The organism is Anoxybacillus sp. EFIL, assembly GCF_013096955.1.
In the GTDB taxonomy this organism is placed as follows: domain Bacteria; phylum Bacillota; class Bacilli; order Bacillales; family Anoxybacillaceae; genus Anoxybacillus; species Anoxybacillus ayderensis.
On the sequence record NZ_SDLH01000014.1, the window covers coordinates 1 to 21,797 of the forward strand.

The 21,797-nt window shown below is 37.8% G+C and carries 15 protein-coding genes, 1 rRNA gene, 5 pseudogenes and 2 riboswitches; of the genes and pseudogenes, 9 read left to right on the forward strand and 12 right to left on the reverse strand.

The genetic code is table 11. The features are described 5' to 3' along the window. From ES017_RS14550 to guaA, 3 genes are all read right to left on the reverse strand, one after another. Positions 1-110, reverse strand: a 16S ribosomal RNA gene (locus ES017_RS14550); the annotation flags it as partial. Positions 111-362: 252 nt separating this feature from the next. After that, a complete protein-coding gene (locus tag ES017_RS14555; RefSeq protein WP_171335237.1) occupies positions 363-1,688 on the reverse strand; it encodes an NCS2 family permease in 1,326 nt (441 codons plus the stop codon). A 117-nt stretch (positions 1,689-1,805) separates the two neighbouring features. Further along, positions 1,806-1,907: riboswitch (purine riboswitch) on the reverse strand. Positions 1,908-1,990: 83 nt separating this feature from the next. Then, positions 1,991-3,511, reverse strand: coding sequence for a glutamine-hydrolyzing GMP synthase (guaA, locus tag ES017_RS14560; protein WP_171335238.1), 1,521 nt, complete (start codon positions 3,509-3,511; stop codon positions 1,991-1,993). A gap of 94 nt (positions 3,512-3,605) precedes the next feature. Beyond that, positions 3,606-3,707, reverse strand: a riboswitch (purine riboswitch). 256 nt (positions 3,708-3,963) lie between these two features. Between guaA and ES017_RS16290 the strand changes: the two genes are divergently transcribed. Beyond that, on the forward strand, positions 3,964-4,116 hold the full coding sequence (locus ES017_RS16290; RefSeq protein ID WP_483296348.1) for a DUF6944 family repetitive protein: 153 nt from the start codon (positions 3,964-3,966) through the stop codon (positions 4,114-4,116). A 449-nt stretch (positions 4,117-4,565) separates the two neighbouring features. After that, positions 4,566-4,772 (forward strand): annotated as a pseudogene (locus ES017_RS16295) (DUF6944 family repetitive protein); the annotation flags it as partial. Between the two features lie 225 nt (positions 4,773-4,997). Here ES017_RS16295 and tnpC read toward each other — a convergent pair. From tnpC to speB, 6 genes and pseudogenes are all read right to left on the reverse strand, one after another. Continuing rightward, positions 4,998-6,443: pseudogene (tnpC, locus tag ES017_RS14570) on the reverse strand (IS66 family transposase). 115 nt (positions 6,444-6,558) lie between these two features. Then, positions 6,559-7,014 carry an N-acetyltransferase gene (locus ES017_RS14575; RefSeq protein ID WP_171335232.1) on the reverse strand — a complete coding sequence of 152 codons (456 nt, stop codon included), beginning with the start codon at positions 7,012-7,014 and terminating at the stop codon, positions 6,559-6,561. Positions 7,015-7,191: 177 nt separating this feature from the next. Beyond that, positions 7,192-8,409: an MDR family MFS transporter gene (locus ES017_RS14580; protein WP_171335233.1), complete on the reverse strand. Its 1,218-nt coding sequence runs from the start codon at positions 8,407-8,409 to the stop codon at positions 7,192-7,194. A 6-nt stretch (positions 8,410-8,415) separates the two neighbouring features. Next, positions 8,416-9,639, reverse strand: a complete 1,224-nt coding sequence (locus ES017_RS14585; protein WP_041637670.1) for an ATP-grasp domain-containing protein — start codon at positions 9,637-9,639, stop codon at positions 8,416-8,418. A 180-nt stretch (positions 9,640-9,819) separates the two neighbouring features. Then, a complete protein-coding gene (locus ES017_RS14590; protein WP_171335234.1) occupies positions 9,820-11,523 on the reverse strand; it encodes a thiamine pyrophosphate-binding protein in 1,704 nt (567 codons plus the stop codon). Between the two features lie 18 nt (positions 11,524-11,541). Beyond that, positions 11,542-12,483 (reverse strand): agmatinase, encoded by a 942-nt coding sequence (gene speB, locus ES017_RS14595; protein WP_084220385.1) that lies wholly within the window; start codon positions 12,481-12,483, stop codon positions 11,542-11,544. A gap of 340 nt (positions 12,484-12,823) precedes the next feature. On the opposite strand from speB, the gene ES017_RS14600 reads away from it, so the two are divergent. The 4 genes and pseudogenes from ES017_RS14600 to ES017_RS14615 all read left to right on the forward strand — a co-directional run. Beyond that, positions 12,824-14,086, forward strand: a complete 1,263-nt coding sequence (locus tag ES017_RS14600; RefSeq protein ID WP_171335235.1) for an ATP-grasp domain-containing protein — start codon at positions 12,824-12,826, stop codon at positions 14,084-14,086. A 26-nt stretch (positions 14,087-14,112) separates the two neighbouring features. After that, positions 14,113-15,312 carry a bifunctional glutamate N-acetyltransferase/amino-acid acetyltransferase ArgJ gene (argJ, locus tag ES017_RS14605; RefSeq protein ID WP_012573941.1) on the forward strand — a complete coding sequence of 400 codons (1,200 nt, stop codon included), beginning with the start codon at positions 14,113-14,115 and terminating at the stop codon, positions 15,310-15,312. A 33-nt stretch (positions 15,313-15,345) separates the two neighbouring features. Beyond that, entirely contained in the window at positions 15,346-16,872 is a 1,527-nt protein-coding gene (locus ES017_RS14610; protein WP_171335236.1) for an asparagine synthetase B family protein, read from the forward strand. Between the two features lie 82 nt (positions 16,873-16,954). Then, positions 16,955-17,212: pseudogene (locus ES017_RS14615) on the forward strand (IS4 family transposase); the annotation flags it as partial. Between the two features lie 260 nt (positions 17,213-17,472). Here ES017_RS14615 and ES017_RS14620 read toward each other — a convergent pair. After that, a pseudogene (locus tag ES017_RS14620) lies at positions 17,473-18,233 on the reverse strand (IS1634 family transposase); the annotation flags it as partial. Positions 18,234-18,333: 100 nt separating this feature from the next. On the opposite strand from ES017_RS14620, the pseudogene ES017_RS14625 reads away from it, so the two are divergent. Further along, a pseudogene (locus ES017_RS14625) lies at positions 18,334-18,501 on the forward strand (IS701 family transposase); the annotation flags it as partial. A gap of 184 nt (positions 18,502-18,685) precedes the next feature. Here the strand turns inward: ES017_RS14625 and groL are convergent. Then, a complete protein-coding gene (groL, locus tag ES017_RS14630) occupies positions 18,686-20,302 on the reverse strand; it encodes a chaperonin GroEL (RefSeq protein WP_009362638.1) in 1,617 nt (538 codons plus the stop codon). Between the two features lie 70 nt (positions 20,303-20,372). Then, on the reverse strand, positions 20,373-20,657 hold the full coding sequence (groES, locus tag ES017_RS14635; RefSeq protein ID WP_004888755.1) for a co-chaperone GroES: 285 nt from the start codon (positions 20,655-20,657) through the stop codon (positions 20,373-20,375). A 225-nt stretch (positions 20,658-20,882) separates the two neighbouring features. Between groES and ES017_RS14640 the strand changes: the two genes are divergently transcribed. Next, a complete protein-coding gene (locus ES017_RS14640) occupies positions 20,883-21,620 on the forward strand; it encodes a CPBP family intramembrane glutamic endopeptidase (RefSeq protein ID WP_035067800.1) in 738 nt (245 codons plus the stop codon). After that, entirely contained in the window at positions 21,617-21,790 is a 174-nt protein-coding gene (locus ES017_RS14645) for a YdiK family protein (RefSeq protein ID WP_009362636.1), read from the forward strand. Before ES017_RS14640 ends, ES017_RS14645 begins: the two co-directional genes overlap by 4 nt. The last annotated feature ends 7 nt before the right edge of the window (positions 21,791-21,797 follow it).

Consider the following 21,797-nt stretch of genomic DNA (forward strand, 5'->3'; position numbering starts at 1 on the left):
CCGTCCGCCGCTAACGAATCAAAAGCAAGCTTTTGATTCGTCCGCTCGACTTGCATGTATTAGGCACGCCGCCAGCGTTCGTCCTGAGCCAGGATCAAACTCTCCATAGAAAAGTTATCCTTAGCTTTTGTACGCTTTTCGCTTCGTTCAGTTTTCAAGGAACATCTCTGCCACTCTTTGAGCGACCTTTTAAGTATAACATTTACTATTTTCTTTGTCAACACTTTTTTATCTTTCATAAATTACTTGTTTCAATCAGCAATAAGTATATTATCAAAAACCAATTTACTCGTCAACTGTTTTTTTAAAAAAATAAGGCTTGGAAGTAATAACCCAAGCCTCTCAATCTGTCACTATAGTAGTTACTCAACTAAAAACGCAAAATATAGAATGAAAACAACAAATAAACCGTACATAATTGGATGAATTTCTTTCGCTTTACCTTTCGCAATCATTGTAATTGGGTAAAAAATAAACCCAATCGCAATTCCTGTTGCAATACTATACGTTAAAGGCATTGAAATTAATGTTAGAAATGAAGGAACAGCAATTTCAAAACGAGTCCATTCAATTTTTCCAAGCGATGATACCATTAGTACACCAACAATAATCAATGCCGGTGCTGTGACTGGTGCTGTCACAACCGATAACAGTGGAGAGAAAAATAACGCAAGCAAAAATAAAATTGCTGTTACGACAGAAGTAAAACCTGTACGTCCACCAGCCGCTACCCCAGCTGAGGATTCAATGTACGATGTTGTTGTAGACGTCCCTAAAATTGCTCCAACAACCGTTGCACAAGAATCAGCAAAAAGCGCTTTCCCTGCACGCGGCAATTTATTATCCTTTAATAACCCCGCCTGATTCGCTACAGCAACGAGCGTTCCAGCTGTATCGAAGAAATCAACGAATAAAAACGTCAACACAACCGCTAGCATTTTTATATTAAAAATTTCTCCAAAATGCTCAAACGCTACTCCAAATGTAGGGGATAAACTCGGTACAGAACCGATTACCTTCGTTGGTACATCGATTAATCCCGAAAACATTCCAACAACAGCCGTAATAACCATTCCAATGAAAATTCCACCGTTTACGCCGCGAACCATTAAAATAACAGTAACAATTACACCGAAGATCGCCAATAATGTATTTCCATTTGTCAAATGTCCTAATCCTACGAGAACTGCATCGTTATTTACAATAATACCTGCGTTTTGGAATCCGATAAACGTAATAAATAATCCAATCCCTGCTCCAACTGCATATTTTAAGTCTTCTGGGATCGAGTTAATAATTTTTTCACGTACACCACTTAATGTTAGTAAAATAAAAATAAGTCCAGACATTAAAACACCAGATAATGCTGTTTGCCAAGGAATGCCCATCGTCAATACAACAGTAAAAGCAAAGAAAGCATTTAATCCCATCCCCGGGGCAAGCGCAATCGGATAACGTGCTATTAACCCCATTAATAGCGATCCAACAGCTGCCGCAATAGCCGTCGCGGTAAATACAGCCCCTTGATCCATTCTCATTTCATTTGGTAAATCTGGCACCGCACTTAACGACAAAATAGACGGATTAACAAACAAAATGTAAGCCATAGATAAAAACGTCGTTAAGCCTGCAATAATCTCTCTCTTATAATTTGTACCAAGCTCATCAAATTGGAAATACTTCTTAATCAATTTCAGTCCCTCCATATGTTGTTAATAAAAAGAAAAACGCTTCTAGCAAACTACCAGAAGCGTTGACTATGATGCATAATGCACAGAACATAGAGAGGAACCAAGCAGATTCCTCTCCCCCACATTACACATCGTAGTCAAGCTATTTACGGTAGCTTGGTAGAGACTCTCGAGCCATATTCTCGAGATTATACGATGTATCCTCTATTTATTTTACACATACATTCTATCAAGCACATCCGACAAAGTCAAGGTAAAAAACGAACATTTTTTATATAAAAAAACTTTTTGTTCGTTTTTTACTCCCATTCGATCGTTGCTGGTGGTTTGCTTGTAATATCATACACAACGCGGTTGACGTGAGGCACTTCATTAACAATGCGCGTTGAAATGACTTCAAGCACATCCCAAGGAATACGTGCCCAGTCTGCTGTCATGCCATCAATTGATGTCACTGCACGAATACCGACCGTATAATCGTACGTACGTGCATCTCCCATCACTCCAACGCTACGAATGTCAGGAAGGACGGTGAAGTATTGCCAAATATCACGATCAAGACCTGCTTTTTTAATTTCCTCACGCAAAATGGCATCCGATTCACGAACAATATTTAACTTTTCTTCTGTCACTTCACCTAACACGCGAATACCAAGTCCTGGTCCCGGGAACGGTTGACGCCATACAATTTCATCTGGAATACCTAATTCTGTGCCAAGGGCACGCACTTCATCTTTAAACAGCGTATTTAGCGGCTCAATTAATTTAAATTTCATATCTTCAGGTAAGCCGCCGACATTATGATGTGATTTAATTGTTTGAGCTGTTGCGGTTCCGCTCTCAATAATATCCGTGTAAAGTGTACCTTGTACTAAAAACTCAATGCCATCCAATTTTGCTGCTTCATCGTCAAACACGTAAATAAACTCATTTCCGATAATTTTTCGTTTTTGCTCCGGATCACTTACACCTTTTAATTTATTTAAAAACCGCTCTTTTGCGTCTACTTTAATGACGTTCATATGGAAGCCTTCACGGAACGTTTTCATGACGCTTTCCGCTTCTCCTTTACGAAGTAAGCCATGATCCACAAAAATACACGTCAACTGATCACCAATAGCACGATGGACGAGAACAGCTGCGACCGATGAATCAACACCGCCACTTAAAGCGCAAAGTACTTTTTTATTGCCGACAAGCTCACGAATTTTACGAACTTCGTGATCGATAAAACTTCCCATTGTCCAGTCGCCTTTGCACTCACAAACATGAAACACAAATCGTTTTAATAGCTCATTTCCATATACGGAATGGCGCACTTCCGGATGAAACTGAACGGCGTAAAACTTCCTCGTTTCGTCACTCATCGCGGCAATTGGACAAGATGGACTTGTCGCATCAATAGTAAACCCTTCCGGCGTTTTCGTCACTAAATCTCCATGACTCATCCAAACAATTTGCTCCGTCGGTAAATCACTAAACAATTGCGACGGACGCTGCACCGTAATCGTTGCCTTTCCGTATTCTCGATGCGTCGCTTTTTCTACTTTTCCGCCTAAATGATGTGTCATCAGCTGCATACCATAACAAATTCCTAAAATCGGAATACCTAACTGAAAAAGCGCTGGATCGCACGTGAACGATTGTTCATCATACACGCTATTTGGTCCACCTGAAAAGACAATTCCTTTTACATTCATTTGTTGAATTTGCTCGGCCGTAATCGTATGTGGATGCAGCTCGCTATACACACCAAACTCACGAATGCGGCGCGTAATTAACTGATTGTACTGACTACCGAAATCTAAAACGACGATCATTTCCTGCTGACTCAAACGAAATCACCCCATCTACACATAATAAAAAAGCTAGCATTCATACCTCCTCATAAAAAAACGAAGGCAGAATTCTAGCAATATAGAACACTGCCTTCGTAGTCGGGTCATTTACGGTGTCCCGGTAGAGACTCTCGAACCATATTATCGAGGATATACGAAGGTGCGCATCTTAAATTTTAATTCATTCTACCAACTTCATTCCTCTTCGGTCAAGATATCGTCTTTTTTATTAAATTTTCTAACAATTAACCGAACAAAATGATTTGCATATGATATACGAGCAAAATGAACGTAGGAGAATGAGTATGGATCCTCAAATGAGAACTCTGTTTGGTTCATTTACCCAAGCTTTAGGCACGGGCACATCAGCTGTTGGAAGCATTCCTTCTTTAAGTGAGAAAAAACAGTTCGCTCTTGATTTGTAGGGAAACGTACTGCAAGCCATCGGAAATGCCTTAGAAGCAGATGATAAAACATCCAATGTACTATGTACATATGGAAATGGCATTCAATCCATTGGGAATGTGACAGTTGTCGCTACCCTATTAAGCAAAGAAGGAGAGCGTCTAGAGATTACAGGAAACTAGTTACAATCGTTAGGCGGACTCCTTTCATCATCTTTGGCGAGGAGACCCCGACTTCTAAGCGAGAGCGAAAGTCGGGGAGGAATCGCCCTTCCTCCTTTCTTTTGTATATGATAGAATAAGAATGTGGAGAAAACCGTTGAATCAAGGCACTCCAATCCCCGTTACTCGATGTAGGGAGTTGGTTGCAGGAAACGTTGCAACCGTAAAACATCGAGCGTACATCCGTCTGTTGTGCGTGGAAGTCAAGTACTGCCTACAGACATGCCGAGCCACTCGGTAGCGATATAGGCATGACCTATGTCGTTGGGTAGTCGTCAACCTGCCCCTGATGCAACCCCAAGTCAAGGAAGGAGGACGAAGTCCGTTTGCACTTCTGGGGAGTTGCAAGCCCTCACTTCAAGCGTTAGCTAAGTGGGGGTAGTTGACTCGCAGATGATTGGGGAAGTGAACAATCATCTCCATTAGGCTCCATTGGAAATGTACTTCAATCAATTGGCAACACCCTACAAGAGATCGGCGGAATATATGAGGAGCGAGGAAATAAGGAAGAAGGGCAGTCGATCAGCATCGCAGGCGCATGGATTCAAGCGGTTGGTTCTATTCTTTGTTTTTTACATGAATTAGAAGAAAAAACTACCCCATCGAAAGTGGGGTAGTCGTCTTATTACATCATGCCGCCCATCATCTATTGATTTATATCAAATTATTCGTATGTCTATAAATCATTGATTTTGAGCCGATTTTAAAGCTTCTCCGCCTGCAAAATCTAATAAAAAATCATAGATTTTTATTAAATATGTGGTCAAAAGTAACTATTCACCCCAGTGCTAGTGTATAAAAAAGCCCAGCACAAATAGGGCATCCTCGTGATAGAAAATGCCCTAAGTGGTAGAAAGAACACGATCGAGCGTTTCGCCTGTCAACAGAAGACATAACGAATCCCACACGTTTTTTTCGTGTTTCGTCAGTGTGGAAACGATGCTTCTTGTGATGCAAAAAGACTGGGCGAATGTTTCTTCGCGGAACGTACCCGAAATGTTCTCTTTGACTTTGACCATGCGAAGATCGCGTTCGGCTTGGTTATTGTCAAAGGGAACATGCACTTCACGTAAGAAACGCAGCGCTTCTTCCTTTCGTTTCTGAAGCCGTCGAACAAAAGCAAGCGCTTTTTTCGGAAGAGGCGTCTTCGCTTCCAATCGGTGCTGTGCTCTTTCTAGGATGCGATCGTACACCTGTTCCCACCGTTTCGCTTCTTCTTCGGAAAGCGCACCGTGATGGGCTTCGACGGCCTGTTTGGCGGCTAACAGAAACGTGGTCATGCGCGATGCCCATGTATGCCCTTGTTCGATGAAACCCTTCAATTCACTCAAATGATGGGCGTGACAAAGGGCATGGGTGGCTTGCGTGTATTTTGGATACGTACCGAACGCATCGTGCATCATCGTCCCTTGATATCGCGGAAGAATCCCGATGTCATCGGTCGCTTTCTTTCCACGAGAAACGTGAGGAGCCAAGTACGTATATTTCGATGTACACGCGACATGCACCCATGCGAGTTTCCCATCCATGCGCAAACTCGTTTCATCGACATGCAGGATGTTGGATTCAAGTAAGGCTTCTTCGATCATGTCCATATTGGATTCTAGCGCTTCGCGTCCTCGTTTCACCATATTGGCAAGGGTTCCTGTACTGATTGAGTGTTGATATCATGCTTCGATCGTATCACTCAAACGTTTGTAAGGGATCAATTGGATATGATGCAAATATACAGCGAGCGCCGTGAGACGTGGACCGTATTGCACATGATTCGTGACATGTGGTGGAAACTCCGCTTGTTGAACACATCGGCAATGCGGACAGGATTTCACTTCACGCTCATGTTGTGTCACTTCGATCGTCACGGGAGGAAGATCGAACACTTGACGGACATCGACTTTGAACGGTTTGACTTCACACAAAGAAGCCCCACATCCTTGACACGTGTTCACACGATGAACGATGCGATGATGTGGATGTTCCACTTGACGGAGCGTCGTTCCTTGATGTCCTTCTTGTCCGCCTGGCTTGTTGCCAGATGGTTTACGAGAAGAATGGGTGTGAAAACGGTCAGAAGATGAAGGCAAATGGCTATTGGAGCTGTTTTTTTTCGTGCGTGCTTCCAGCTCTTGAACGCGATACTTGAGTTGTTCATTTTCTTTGCGCAGCTGTTTGTTTTCGTGACGCAAATGTTCATTTTCTTGAACGAGTTGATGAATGAGCTGTTTTTGTTGTTGGATTTTGCCGATGAAGCTCTCAACTGTAAATAAAGCTTGTTGTACCGTCAACATGCGATTCACCTCCTTGTCTATCAGTATTCACATCATAGACAAGAAATACAAAAAATATTCAGCTCACTTTATGATGTGGCTGAATAGTTACGAGAATAGAAAGTAAAATTTGGATTTATACAATATATTTAATCATTGCGGTTTCATCACAACAATCAAGCTTGGGGCAATTCACACAGTCAATCCATACTTTTTCAGGTAAAGTTTCTTTTTCAGCAATTTCAAATCCACATTTTTTAAAAAACTCAATCTGATAAGTAAAGGATATTAATCTTTTAACTCCAAGTCTAGATGCTTCATTTATAATATGGTTTACTAGCATGCGACCTATTCCTTTACCCATATGATCTGGTGATACGACTAATGAACGTATCTCTCCAAGATCATGACCCAAAATATGCAATCCAGCAACTCCAACTATTTTGTTTTTCTCTTTTACGACATACATACACTGTAAATGCTGATATATTGATAATAACGAACGATGTAAAACTAATCCTTTTTCAGCATATATTTGAATTAAAGCGTGTATATCTTTAACATCACTGGTAACTGCATTATAAATTTGCATAATTATCTCCTCATAATCGTATTATTTATAACCATAGAACTCTTTTTATAAATATACAAAATTTCTTTTTTATATGCAATTATAAATTTTTAAAGTACCCTATGAGAAGGGATGATTTAAGGTTGAGATCGATAAAAAGAAGTCCATCAAAAATGAAAAAAAGGGCACTACTTTCTCTTAGTTCATTTTAAATCTATTTGGGTCATACCCACACTTTTCATGTTTTGACATGGGGTAAATCTTAAATAATAAGGCTATAAACATAGAAAATAATGCATAGATCAACCAATTCACCCATATTAAATCGATAGACTTAAACTGTTCAAATAAAGAACCACCTATCAAGTTCCCAAATAAACTACCTATTCCTGTACCTAAGGAAACAAAACCTAGGTAGCTTCCAGCTAATCCAGGTGGGGATATATTACTGGTTAAGTCGTCAATAGTTGGTATTATCAGTATTTCCGAAATTGTAAAAAATATAATGAAAGTAAAAAAAGCATAGATCGAAGGAAAAATAGATAGGCTAAAAAATGCAAATGCCATTAGTATCATACCGAAAGTCAATATCAATGATTGATTGAATTTTTTATTCATCCACTTTACCATTCTGTATTGTAATATTATTACTAAAAAACCATTTATAGAAAACAGCAAACTAACAAGTGAATCAGAATTAAACCTAGTGGTAAAATCTAATGGGATAGTAATATATACCTGTGAATAAAGTGCCCAAAATCCACTATTTATAAGCATTAAAAATACGATTTTATAATCTTTTATTACCTTGTTTAACTGACTAACTATTTTCATATTTGAATTTATATTATTATGATTCTTGTCAACATACTTAAGAGCTAGAAGTAGAAATATAAAGTGGACTAAAGTAGCGCATAGGAAAACTATTTTAAATTCAAATTTATAAAGTAACCCTCCTAGAAGAGGGCCTATTGAAGCACCTATATTAACTGCTATACTTCGCAAAGCAAAGGCTTCAGATTTAACGGAATTAGGAACAGTTGCAATAATGGCTTTTGAAGCTGGAAAAAACAAAGCTCCCCCTATCCCTACAAAAATTGAAGAAATCACAAAAAAACATGAATTATTAGAAAAAGCAAAAGTCAAAAAGCCTATAATTCGTATCAACATTCCATAAATTAAACTGTTTTTAACCCCAAAACGGTCACTTAAAATCCCTCCAAAAAAAGTAAAACCTTGTTGCGAAATTGTCAAAACTGTTAAAACTAATCCAATTTGAAATACACTTAGTCCTCTATAATTACTTAAGTACAAGCTTAAGAGAGGAATAGCCATAAAATAACCAATTCCAATCAGCAGAACACCAAAAAGAACAATTCTAACCTCCGTGCTTAACTTTTTTATAGAATCTTTCATCTACAATCACTCCACGATAAACTTTACATGTTCTTCAACTTGATTAATAATTTGGTTTAATTCATTTAATGTCTTGCATTTTATACTATAATAACCTAATCTTGACCAACTATTAGTCATTTGATGTATATTTTGTCCAACTTTTAAATTAATCTCATAATTTGTTATTTGAGGTAAAATATCAAATATCTCTAATCCCTCTATTTTTATTAAACGACCGGGTTTGGGATTGAAGTAACGAATTGCCGTGATATATTGATTTCTGGTTGGAGGGTGGGAAACCATTTTTTGTTGAAGCACTTTTAAAAATGCATCATTAATGTTAAAACCATAAGCCTGTTCAATTAAAACGGGGATATAGTCCCCTGGAGTTCTTGCAGCGCATTCGATTAACTTAGGTCCTTCACTAGACATTTTCCATTCCGAATGGAATAGTCCAGCTTTTACTTCTAATCCAGACAATAATTGTTCTTTAGCTGCAATTAACATGTTACTATCTTCCTGGGATATCGGGGCTGGGACGGTATGTCCGATTTCAACAAAATATTTTCCTTTGGTAGTTTCTTTATAAGTAATATTATGAAAAATTGGCTTTCCTTCTGCCACGATTGTTTCTATAGATACTTCATAACCGTCAATATAATCTTCAACTATATATTCCCAATTAAAATCCCGATCAGCTATAAAAACATTTTCATCGGCTTCTATACATTCTTTCCAAGCACTTTCAATATCTTCAATAGTTTCTATACCAATAACACCTACAGATGCCCGACGGTTAGCCGGCTTTACCACTATCTTTGAACCTTTAAAAAAAGCTTTTACATCATGAATATTTTTTACTTTAGAAAAATTAGGATGAGGTATACCTAGATTTTTACATTCTTTCCGTAATTCATACTTGTTAGTACAAGCTTTAACGGCTCTTTCTCCAGGAGTCAATAAACCGATTTTTTCTGCAAACTTATATGCACCTCTAACGGCATAATCACTCCCAGGTACTACTACATCAAAGCCTACTTCCTTATGCCATCTAATAGCTTGTTCCATAAATCCCTCACTTTGTTGGTAATCTCCGTAACGTACTTCTTTCAGAATTTTATTATGATAAGGATTATTTTTAAATAATTTTTCCTCTTCTAGTAAAAAAACTTGGTAATCGGTGTCTGCTCGCTCTAATGACGAAATGAAAGTTTTATTAAGACCAATTAACAATACATTGACTTTCATTGAAATCCCCTCCAATTTAATAGATAATCTTTTCTCTTTACAAAAAAGTAAATTATTTTAAATAATTATATAGTTAATAGTAAATAACAAGAAAAATTAGACTATTTAATATGAAAAGAGGAGGAAAATATCTCCTCCTTAACTACCTAAAACCTAAAAAGTTATTTAATAATTTTTTCTTCATTCAACATCTAAAGAACGGAAACGCTCTCCTACCTCATTATGATATACTATAGGTACCTCAATTAATACAGGTTTATTTAATTTAATGGCTTTTTCTAAACTCAGTTCGAGTTCTGTTAAATTACTAGCATAGAATCCCTCACATCCGTTAGCTTTTGCTAGTTGGACAAAGTCCACTTTACCAAAATTAACAGCCGGAGGGTAAGTTTCTTGATGACCTAGACTTTGGTATAAACGTATTAACCCATTTGAATTATTATTTAACAAAACAATTACGATTGGTAAGTTATAACGAACTGCTGTTTCTAAATCTTGGCTGTTGGAATGAAACCCTCCGTCTCCACACACTAATATTACTAGTTCATCTCTGTTTGCCATTTTAGCGGCCATCGCTGCTGGTAGACCAAATCCAAAAGTAGAGCAACCTGCAGAAGTAATAAATCCGTTTGGTTTATTAATTTTACTAAAAAGTACTGCAAAATGACGGAAGAAACCAACATCACTCACTAGGGTGCCATTACCAAGTACTTTATTAATCTTTCCCATCACCTGATTTACAAGTAGACCTTCTGTATTTTCTGTTTGGTCTTCTAATAGTTCTTCAATTCTTTTGCGTACTCCGCTAATATCATGCGGTTTTTTTGGAGTGCATCCAATTAATGAGTTTTGTAAGTATTCCAAAGAATCTGAAATATTATTTACCACATCTACATCAGGTTTAAATTTTTGATAGGCTAAATTCGGGTAAGAAGCTATCCGAACTACTTTTTTTTCTTTTCCATGTTTCCACATGGATGGCCGCAAATCTTCGGCGTAATCATAGCCCACTGTTATAATAAGATCTACAGGGCCGAATATATTTTCTAAAGCATTATAGTTTAGTATTCCATCCATATAACCACTAATTGCCCCAAAATTAAGAGGATGGTCACTTGGTAAAACTCCTTTTGCAGTATAAGATGATACAATTGGAATCTGCAAAGATTCACTTAATTCTCGGATTTTATCTACACAATTAGCGCGAATAACAGCATTTCCTACTATAATTAGTGGATTATTGGATTCTTTAATCATCTTCACTACTTGATCTAAATTTTCTTTCCAATCATTTTGAACATATTCTTTTTTAGGTGATTTTACCGGGCGTTTACTTATTGAATCTATTACCTTCTCCGAAACATTCGTTTTTAAAATGTCAATTGGAATACTGATAAAAGAGGGACCCAGTTGTTCTGTCATAGAAGCCTCAAAAGCTTGATCAAGTATCGGAATAATATCATCGGGATTTGTTATTTCTGCTGCAAATTTTGCCATTGGTTTTATAATACTAACGTTATCTAAGCACTGATGGGTTTGATTATAAATTGCATCATTTGTCTCAGCTTGGGCAGCTAATGCAATAACTGGTGATCGGTCTAAACATGCCGAAGAGATGCCCGTTGCTAAGTTAGTTACCCCTGGGCCAATTGTAGACCAGCACACTTGAGGGTTACCAGTCAATCTGGCAAGTACATCAGCCATTATTCCAGCGGTAAATTCATGTCGAGTTAAAATAAAATCAATACCCTCTTGTTCATTAAAAAGAATGGATGATGCTTCACGACCCACAACACCAAATATATGTCGAATTCCCTTGTGATATAAATATTTTAGTAAACTTGATGCAACAGAATTTTTTGTATTATATATATAATACTGCATTATTCATCTAAATCTCCTTTACGATTTTTTCTCTAAAGAAACAGTATTTAAGAACTCATAAATTAAATTAGATGCTAATAGTGACGTAATTCCATTGTTATCATAAGGAGGAGAAACTTCTACTAGATCAAATCCTACTACGTTAAGTGGTTTTAAACTACGTACTAATTGAATTATTTCTCGACTATCAAACCCGCCTGGAACAGGAGTACCAGTACCAGGTGCAAAAGCTGGATCCACTGCATCAATATCTAGTGATACATATACCGGTTCTTTACCAAGACCCTCAATATTTTTAATTACATCTGAAATACCTTTTTTGTTTATATCATCCATCATTAAAATCTTCATTCCACTCTGCAGTGCGTAGTCAAGGTCTGTAGAGGAAACAAATTGTCCACGGATGCCGATTTGTAGGGAGCGTGATGGATCAATTAGTCCCTCTTCAATAGCTCTTTTAAACGGAGTGCCATGATGATATTCGGTACCATAAACACCATCATATGTATCAGAATGTGCATCAAATTGCACTAATCCAACCGGACCATACTTCTTAGCTACAGCTCTTAGGATACCTAAACTTATAGAATGATCTCCACCGATTACAACTGGAAAAACATTTTCATTTAAAATGGATTCTATTGTATCTTCGATTAATTTATAGGTTAATTCTATGTTGTAGGGGCTTGCATCGATATCTCCATAATCAGCAATCCTTAAACGTGAAAATAAATCGCTTTTTGAATAATAGCTATATCCACGTATGAGCGAAGAATGAGATCGTATCTCCCTAGGACCAAAACGTGTCCCAGGTCTATATGAAGTTCCACCATCATAAGGAACCCCAATAATAGCAACATCATAATTTTTAATGTCCCGAGAATGAGGTAATCTCATAAAAGTTGAAATTTGTGCATAGCGTGGAGAGATTCCCGCATCCATAGGCTTGAATTCTACCAATTATTCCTCCTCCTTTCTCGATTTATCATAATATTCATAACAGTTAATAAATATAACATAAAAACTCTTTTTAGTAAACATTGTTAACAGAAAATTTAAATTAAAAACATAATAATTTTTATTTTTAATATTTAATATTGAATAAATATTTGTGTTGTTGTATATTATATTTCAGTTTATATAGGAAAAATGAGATTGTTTATTCAATAATATACCATAATTTCATAATGTTGTTATAAAAGTGTAATTCGTAAAATATATAAAACCTAAATTTTAATAATTACATAATTTTCATATTATTTTTTACTAATCTAGGGAATGAGTATAGAAGGGAGATCGAATGTTGGAATACCAACAAAAACATCTTATATTACTAGAAAGTATGTTTTTTTCTACAGGTTTTGAGGCTTGTAAAATTGCGAAAGAACTGGGATATAAGGTTACATTAATTTGTCGAGATTTTAAACTTTATCTTAAAAATAAACCTTTAAATCAGCATCCACTTGGTTTAGCTGATTTCCATATTGAAACAGAAACGAATGATGCTAAAAGTCTTATTCAATTTCTTGAAAATTATTATGAAAAAAACCCATTTCATGGATTACTAACTTTCTCAGATTATTATGTTGATATTGCAGCGCAGGTAGCTACTTACTTTGGCTTTCTATCTCCTTCTCCAAAATCAGTTCAAATAGCACGAAATAAAGATTTAAGCCGTATATGCCTACTGGAAAAGAGTGTTCCCTCTGCAAAATTTCATATTGTAAAAAGTTTTGAAGAAGCTCTTAAGGCAGCAAAAGATATAGGCTATCCATGTGTTGTTAAGCCGACAGAAGAAACTAGCAGTTATGGTGTAGAATGTGTATTCAATGATGAACAATTATTAAAAGCTTTTAACTTTGCAAATTCGATTATAATAAATGAACGTGGTCAGCGTCGTGAAGGTAAAGTGCTGATTGAAGAATATATGGTGGGAGAAGAAGTAAGTGTTGAAACTATATCAATAAATGGAGACTGTCATGTTTTAGGGATTACTTCTAAAGGATTGACAGGATGGCCAAACTTTGTTGAATGCGAGTTTAGCTTTCCTTATAAAATTCCAGAAAATACAAGAAATTCAGTTATAGATGTTGTTAAATCTGCATTAAATGCAATAGGATATTTCCACGGTCCTTGTCATACGGAAATTAAATTAACAAAGGAAGGACCTAAAGTAGTAGAAATTAACCCTCGTTTAGGAGGACGATTTATTTCAAAAATGATTTCAGATTCTTTAGGTATTGACCCTATAAAAGAAGTAATAAAATTAGCTATGGGAGATTCAGTTGATTTACTACCTAAACGTAATATTGGTACAGCTTGGTCTGCCATTACTGCACCTTCTACGGGATTTTTAAAAGAAATAAAAGGAAAAGAGGAAGTACTAAAATCTTCAGGTGTTGAAATATTTATACTTAATGCAAAAATTGGTGATTTTGTTCGCAAGCCTACTAATAATGGAGATACTATTGGCTATATCTATACTTTAGGAAAAGATGCAGCCGATGCCAGAGATAATCTAAAAAAAGCTAGGGAAAAACTCCAATTAATTATTTCAAGTTAGAGAATATTTAAGGAGGGATTTTAAAAGTGGAAATTATTAACCCACTGAAAGATAATAATCAGGAGATTTTGTCAATGTATTTACCAAAAGGATTTTACACTTGCTCTAAAAATTTAGGAATAAAAGACGAAACACTTGATTTTACTGTTATATATTCTACGACACTCGCTACGGCTGCTGCTATGTTTACACAAAGCCGTTTTTGTGGTGCACCTATCCCAATTGGAAGAAAAAACGTTGCTAATGGACGATTACAATGTTTTGTAATTAATAGTAAGAATGCTAATGTGGCTACAGGTGAAGAAGGAATTGCAAATGTAAAAGAGATAATTCACCTTATCGGAGAAGAATTAAATATTTCTCCAGAAGATATTCTCCCTTCATCAACAGGTGTAATCGGCCGACAATTACCAATGGAAAAGATTAGGAAAGGGATCAAAGGCCTTAAAAACCAGATGATTCAGGGGGGGTTTGAGAAAGCTGCTGAAGCTATCATGACCACTGATACCTACCCAAAAATGAGGGTTTGTAAGGTAGGAAGTGCTACATTAGTTGGCATAGCTAAAGGATCCGGAATGATTGAACCAAACATGGCTACCTTGCTTGCTTATTTTGTAACAGATGCAAAAATCCCTTCAGATACGTTAAAAGAATTTCTTGAAGAAGCAGTAAATAAATCCTTTAATATGGTAAGTATCGATACTGACACAAGTACAAGTGATACTGTTGCTATTATGGCTAATGGTTTAGCAGGTAAAGTAAACTTTGACGATTTTAGAACAGCGTTAACAAATATGGCTATAGAACTTGCTAAGGAAATTGCCCGAGATGGTGAAGGTGCTACCAAATTACTTGAAGTTATTGTAGAGGAAGCATCTAGCTTCGCTCAAGCTAAAAAAGTTGGAAAAAAAATCGTAAATTCTCCACTTGTAAAAACAGCTATATTTGGAACTGACCCTAACTGGGGGCGTATAGCAATGGCGATTGGTAAATGTGAGGAAGAAGTAGAAATCTCACCTGAAAAAGTTTCGATATTTTTTGGTACTATACCTGTTTACAAAGGAAAACCGGTAAATGACCTAGATTTGGAACAAATTAGAAAATATTTGCAGGGATCGGAAATTACAATCCGAGTATCTCTTGGTTTAGGAAAAGATACAGCGACCGTTTGGGGGTGTGATCTTTCCTACGACTACGTTCGAATAAATGGTGAATATACAACTTAACTATCTAAAAAACTAAAGAAAGAAGGGATTTTTGTGGTACGTTGTACAGGTTTTGGTTTGATTGTAAGCCCTGACCGACATAATGAGGTAGTTGAATGGCCTTTTGCTGTTCAGGGAATCAATAGTACACGATTTGAACGGATAGAAAACTTGGAATACTCTAGTGTAATCCGAGGAGAAGAAAATTGTGTCAAAACGGCCTATATGATTGAAGAAGACATAGCCATATGGATGATAGGTGAAGTTTATAATAGAGAGTCTATTTGGAATACTATAATTGGAGAAGAAAAAAACTCAAGTGATTTAGATGTAGATTTATTATTAAATTTAATTAGATTATATGGGACAACAGCTTTACGACTTGTAAATGGTCGTTTCGCTGCAGTTATTCGTTTTAGGGATCGTTTACTTTTAGTTACTGATCACGCCGGGACAATACCTTTATATTTCCATATATCCAAAAATTCTATCTATGTAGCAACTGAGGCTAAAGCCCTTATTCTTGGTGGGAATCTTTCTCCTGGACTTCGCAAATTTGAGGATCGAATTTTTGAACAAAATATGATTGAAACAATTTTTAAAGGTATTAATCGCGTACCAATCGGATCTATTATTGAGATTAATCTTCGGACGTTTGAGATGAAAAAAGAACATCACTGGAGAATGCCTTCTGAAAGGCTAGTAATATCAGAAGAAAAGGCTTGTCACTTGTTATATGAAACGCTCGACAAAGCGGTAGAATTTCAGAAAGGAGAAAATGATTCAGTAGGTGTTATTCTTTCGGGTGGGATTGATTCCAGCGCTATTACAAGTTTAATTGCTCCTAAGGTTACAAAACTATATACATTTTCTATAGGAACTGAGTCAGCAAATGAATTTGAATACGCTAAACTTGTAGCAGATAGATATCAAACAGATCATCATGAGTTTTTAATCAGGGAAGAAGAATTTTTAGAAAAACTACCGCATGTAGTATGGGCTGCTGAGGTCCCACATGCAGAATTTATTGAATATTTAACACCAGTATATATAACTTATCAACATGCTCGCTCATTTACTAACCGTATTCTTACTGGATATGGATCAGATATTTTGTTTGGAGGTATGTTAGATCCCCACATGTCAATAGAAGAGTTGGATAATTATATACAACGGGATGTACTATCAATCGATGGTTCCAACGAGTTTACTCATACTATAGGTTTAGTTCATGGAATTTGGACAACCCATCCATATTGGGATCGTGAATTTTTGAGAATAACGCTACAATTAGACCCTAGATTAAAGAACTTACATGGAATAGAGAAATATATTCTTCGTAAAAGTTTTGAATCCTTTCTACCACAACGTAATGTGTGGCGTAAAAAAATTGGAGTTCATCAATCTACAGGAACTGAAAATGCCTTTACCAAATGGGTAAATGAAAATATTAGAGGTAACGAACCTCTTGCAGTAAGGAAAAATAAAATAATTTATAATCTACTCCAAACTCTCTATGTAGAGGGTGCAAATCCCGACGAAATCAACATAAATAATTCACGCGTGTTGATTAACCAATAATATCCATAAAAAGCATAGAAAAAAGAGCACCTTTCCTGTGGAACGTAAGCAGTTACACAAACAAACCTAGGAGGTACTCTCTGTGAACAAGCATACCACACTCCCAAATTTGATACAAAAAATTGTTTCTGATGAAGATCTCCAATCGATGATCGAAGCCGTTGGCTACCAAGACACCTCTCGGACGTTTACGGTGCGTACGTTGGTTGACTTTTTTCTGCTGGCGGCACTCCACGAATGGAAAAGTTTCCGTCATGATGCCGATGTGGCGAAGATGTATGGATTGCCGACGTTTCATTACTCGACGGTTTCTAAGAAAGCGAAAGAAGTTCCGTACGACTCATATTTCGCACCTTGGTAGGGCGGAACAAAAGGATTTTTTATTCAGTTTTTTAGAATAACTTTTCAACCAACATCAAAAGTTGTGACATCCTTTTTTTACCATCTCTGATCGTTCCTTTATCCCTTTAGACGTAAATACTCTCGTCCATCCCTAATCCTTGCAGAATCCTTCGCTGCTCGTACGTGGGCGGTTGCCCTAAACGCGCGTTGGATTCGTCCATCCTGCAGTTCCAATGGCGCGCTCCACGGCGTGTCTTAGGCATCCGCTTCGACCAGCGCGGTTTTGACGATTCGGAGCGAAGAAGGCCCTCTTGTGATCTAAAAGGCGTTGGCGGTCTTCGTTTGCGCCAGTGTGTCTTTCGTCATGGCGGCAGAATCGGATAAATCCATTCCTCTTCGATTTTCGCCTGCTTCAGCTGTTTCTGCACGCGGGACAACACCTCGGGATTCCACGTCTTATCCGGCAGGTTGCCGTCGTGTACATCGCCGTAAAACGGAATGCCATCCTCGTTGCCAATCAGCCCAAATCCGATCTGCTTTTGCCAACGATGATGTCGGTTGTAGCCATGCGTAATCCGCAAGGCATCCGGAGAGGCTGATTCATACGTACCGTAAACCGATACATCGGTCGTATCGGCATGGAACACCCGAAGAGGGATTCCTTCTTTCTTGTAAATTTGCACAAGACAGGCGGAAAGAACCGCGTGGATATTGGCGTCGTACAGTCGATAGACATGGCGCGCGATGGCATCGTCGTTAAACCAAGAGGGGGAAAGTCCTAGTCGGATCAGCTTAGGCAAATCGATGTCATGCTCCCATCGTTCCACATGAACGAGTGCTTGCCGGCCGCTCAAGATATCCAAGGTAAGAAGCCAGACAACGTCGCTGGCTCGAGTTTGGCATTGAGGGTTCACGGGAACGAGACGATCAATCAACCGAGGGAGGCCAAGATCCTTGAAAATGGTACTTATTATATTCAAATAGGGACTTTCATAAATGGCACGGATTTGAACGTTCATGATGTAGAAACTCCTTTGCTTTCCTTATGTTTCAAGGATTCGTTCGATATGAAGATAAAAAAATCCTCCCGATTTTTGTCGAGAGGGTGCGAAATGTGAGGTACAACTGACTTATGTGTACAGTACGTTCGAGTCCAACGGTGATTTCTCTACCGGGCTTGACCTTCTCCAAACGAACAAAGCACATCGTCTTGTAGAATTTATCTACGGCGCAGCGAAACAAAATACTCCTATTGATGCCGTAAAAAAACAGCTCCACGTGGCGTAGAGAGTACCCCGTTTGTCCCTTTTTCATATGGTAATTATTGTTAATAAAAATGCTCATCTACAGTCTGTTAGTATATCCTCGTTCACGTTCATTTGATTTTCACACAAAAAGGACTACCCCCTTTTTATAAGGAAGTAGCCCTTACGATTGAATATATTTGTTTCTGCGACTAGTTCTCGTCTTATTACATCATGCCGCCCATGTCAGGCATGCCTGGTGTGCCTTTATTTTCTTCTGGCTTATCTGCAACGACCGCTTCTGTTGTTAAGAACATAGCGGCAACAGATGCTGCGTTTTGAAGCGCAGAACGAGTAACTTTTGTTGGGTCAACAATACCCGCTTCGATCATGTCAACCCACTCGCCAGTTGCTGCGTTGAAGCCAACGCCAGGTTTTTCTGTTTTTAAGCGCTCTACGATGACAGAGCCTTCTAAACCAGCGTTTTGTGCGATTTGACGAACTGGCTCTTCGATCGCACGAAGAACGATTTTCACACCAGTTGCTTCGTCGCCTTCCGCTTCAATAGCCGCAACTTTGCTGTATACGTTCATTAACGCTGTACCACCGCCGGCAACGATACCTTCTTCAACTGCCGCACGTGTTGCGTTCAATGCGTCTTCAATGCGTAATTTGCGCTCTTTCAATTCAGTTTCAGTTGCAGCACCGACTTTAATAACCGCAACGCCACCAGCTAATTTTGCTAAGCGCTCTTGTAATTTTTCACGGTCAAATTCAGAAGTTGTTTCTTCTAATTGAGCGCGGATTTGGTTGATGCGTGCTTGAATGTCTTCTGCACGACCAGCGCCACCAACAATTGTTGTATGTTCTTTTGTTACAACAACTTTCGCTGCACGACCAAGTGAAGCAATTGTTGTTGATTTCAATTCACGACCTAATTCTTCTGTGATGACTTCACCGCCTGTTAAGATCGCGATATCTTGAAGCATCGCTTTACGACGGTCACCGAAGCCAGGCGCTTTTACTGCAACTGCTGTGAATGTACCGCGAAGTTTGTTTACAACTAATGTTGCAAGCGCTTCGCCTTCTACATCTTCAGCAATGATTAATAATGGTTTACCTTGTTGAACAACTTGTTCTAATACAGGAAGAAGTTCTTGAATGCTTGAAACTTTTTTATCTGTAATTAAGATGTATGGATTTTCTAATACAGCTTCCATTTTGTCAGAATCCGTAATCATGTATGGAGATACATAACCACGGTCAAATTGCATACCTTCCACAACATCTAATTCTGTTGTGAAGCCTTTAGACTCTTCTAATGTAATTACGCCGTCTTTTCCAACGCGTTCCATTGCTTCTGCGATTAATTGACCAACTTCTTCGTCAGCCGCAGAAATCGCTGCAACTTGAGCGATTGAGTCTTTGCCTTCAATTGGTTTAGAGATTGCTTTTAATTCTTCTACTGCAACAGCAACAGCTTTTTCAATACCTTTGCGAATACCCATTGGGTTCGCACCAGCTGTTACGTTTTTCAATCCTTCACGAATCATCGCTTGCGCTAATACAGTCGCTGTTGTTGTACCGTCACCGGCAACATCGTTTGTTTTGCTTGCTACTTCCGCAACAAGCTTCGCACCCATATTTTCAAACGGATCTTCTAATTCGATTTCTTTTGCGATTGTTACACCGTCATTTGTAATTAATGGAGAACCAAATTTTTTCTCTAATACAACGTTACGACCTTTTGGACCTAATGTTACTTTTACTGCATCAGCTAATTTATCTACACCGCGTAACATCGCACGACGAGCTTCTTCGCTGAATTTAATTTCTTTTGCCATACATCTTACCCCCTTGATGATAATTTTTGTTAAGTATTTTTGTATGCTTTATATGTTATCAGGCGAACGATTAACCAATCACAGCTAAAATGTCGCTTTCACGTAAGATTAAGTATTCTTTTCCATCATATTTTACTTCTGTACCCGCATATTTTGAGAAGATGATGCGGTCACCAACGCTTACTTCTGGAGCTACGCGCTCACCATTGTCAAGAACGCGACCTGAACCAACTGCAACAACTTTTCCTTCTTGTGGTTTTTCTTTCGCTGTGTCTGGTAAAACAATTCCGCTCGCTGTTTTTTCTTCAGTTTGAATTAATTCAATGACAATACGATCACCTAGTGGCTTCAACACGGCAAACGACCTCCTTAATTAGATTTTCGTTCCGTTATTAGCACTCATCATCATTGAGTGCTAACACACTTATTATATTAATGAACTTTTTTCAATTTTGCAAGTAGGAAGTTAAAAATTTTTCACTAAATCTTTCCCTTTTTCATTATGTCTTTCCTTTCGAAATTCATACAAAAAATATGGTAAAATGAAAAAGTACTCATTTTGTCAAAAGGGGTTGAACACGTGAAAAAGCAATATTGGTATGTCATTATTACATACATCGCCATGCAGTTATCTAGTTTAATTGGCGTTCCTTTGCTTGCACATAGCGGATTTGTTGACGCATCAAATAAAGAAGTCGCCCTATCCATTGCCTCAGGTTATTGGGCTGTCATTAGCTTCTCGATCGCTTTTCTTTTCGTTCTTTATTTCATGAGAGAAGATATGAAATATTCGTACGATCGCCATCAAGCATCTATCGGAACGTCAATTTTTTGGGGAATTGGCGGGTTCTTTCTTGCCCTTTTCTCTCAAGGCATCGCAGCAAATATTGAGATGCACGTATTTGGCGTCGAGATGGGGTCCGAAAATACGAGACGCATTGTTGAGATGGTGAAGCTAACACCAGCGCTTATGCTCGTCACTTCGATCGTCGGACCGATTTTAGAAGAAATCATTTTTCGAAAAATTATTTTTGGAACGCTGTATCAAAAATATAACTTTTTCTTATCAGCAACTGTCAGTTCCCTTTTATTTGCTGTCGTTCATTTAGAGTTTGAACATTTGCTTCTTTATGCAACGATGGGATTTGTATTTGCTTTCTTATATGTGAAAACAAAGCGTATTCTCGTTCCTATTGCAGCACATGTACTGATGAATACATTTGTCGTTGCTATTCAAACGTTATTTGCTGAAGAAATTGAAAAGATAATGAAAGAAGCAGAACAAATGCAATTCGTGATTTGGAGGCTGTTTTCATGAAGTCTGAGCCGTTGTTTTACTTTTTGATGGGCATTTTATTCACTTATTTTGCTGTTGATAGTGCTGACGATGGCATTTGGGACGTCACAACGATGCTATTTATTCTTATTGCTACATTAGATTTTGGCACCGCTATTCGTTCTTTATTGAAAAAAACCTCCCGCTCGTAAATGGGAG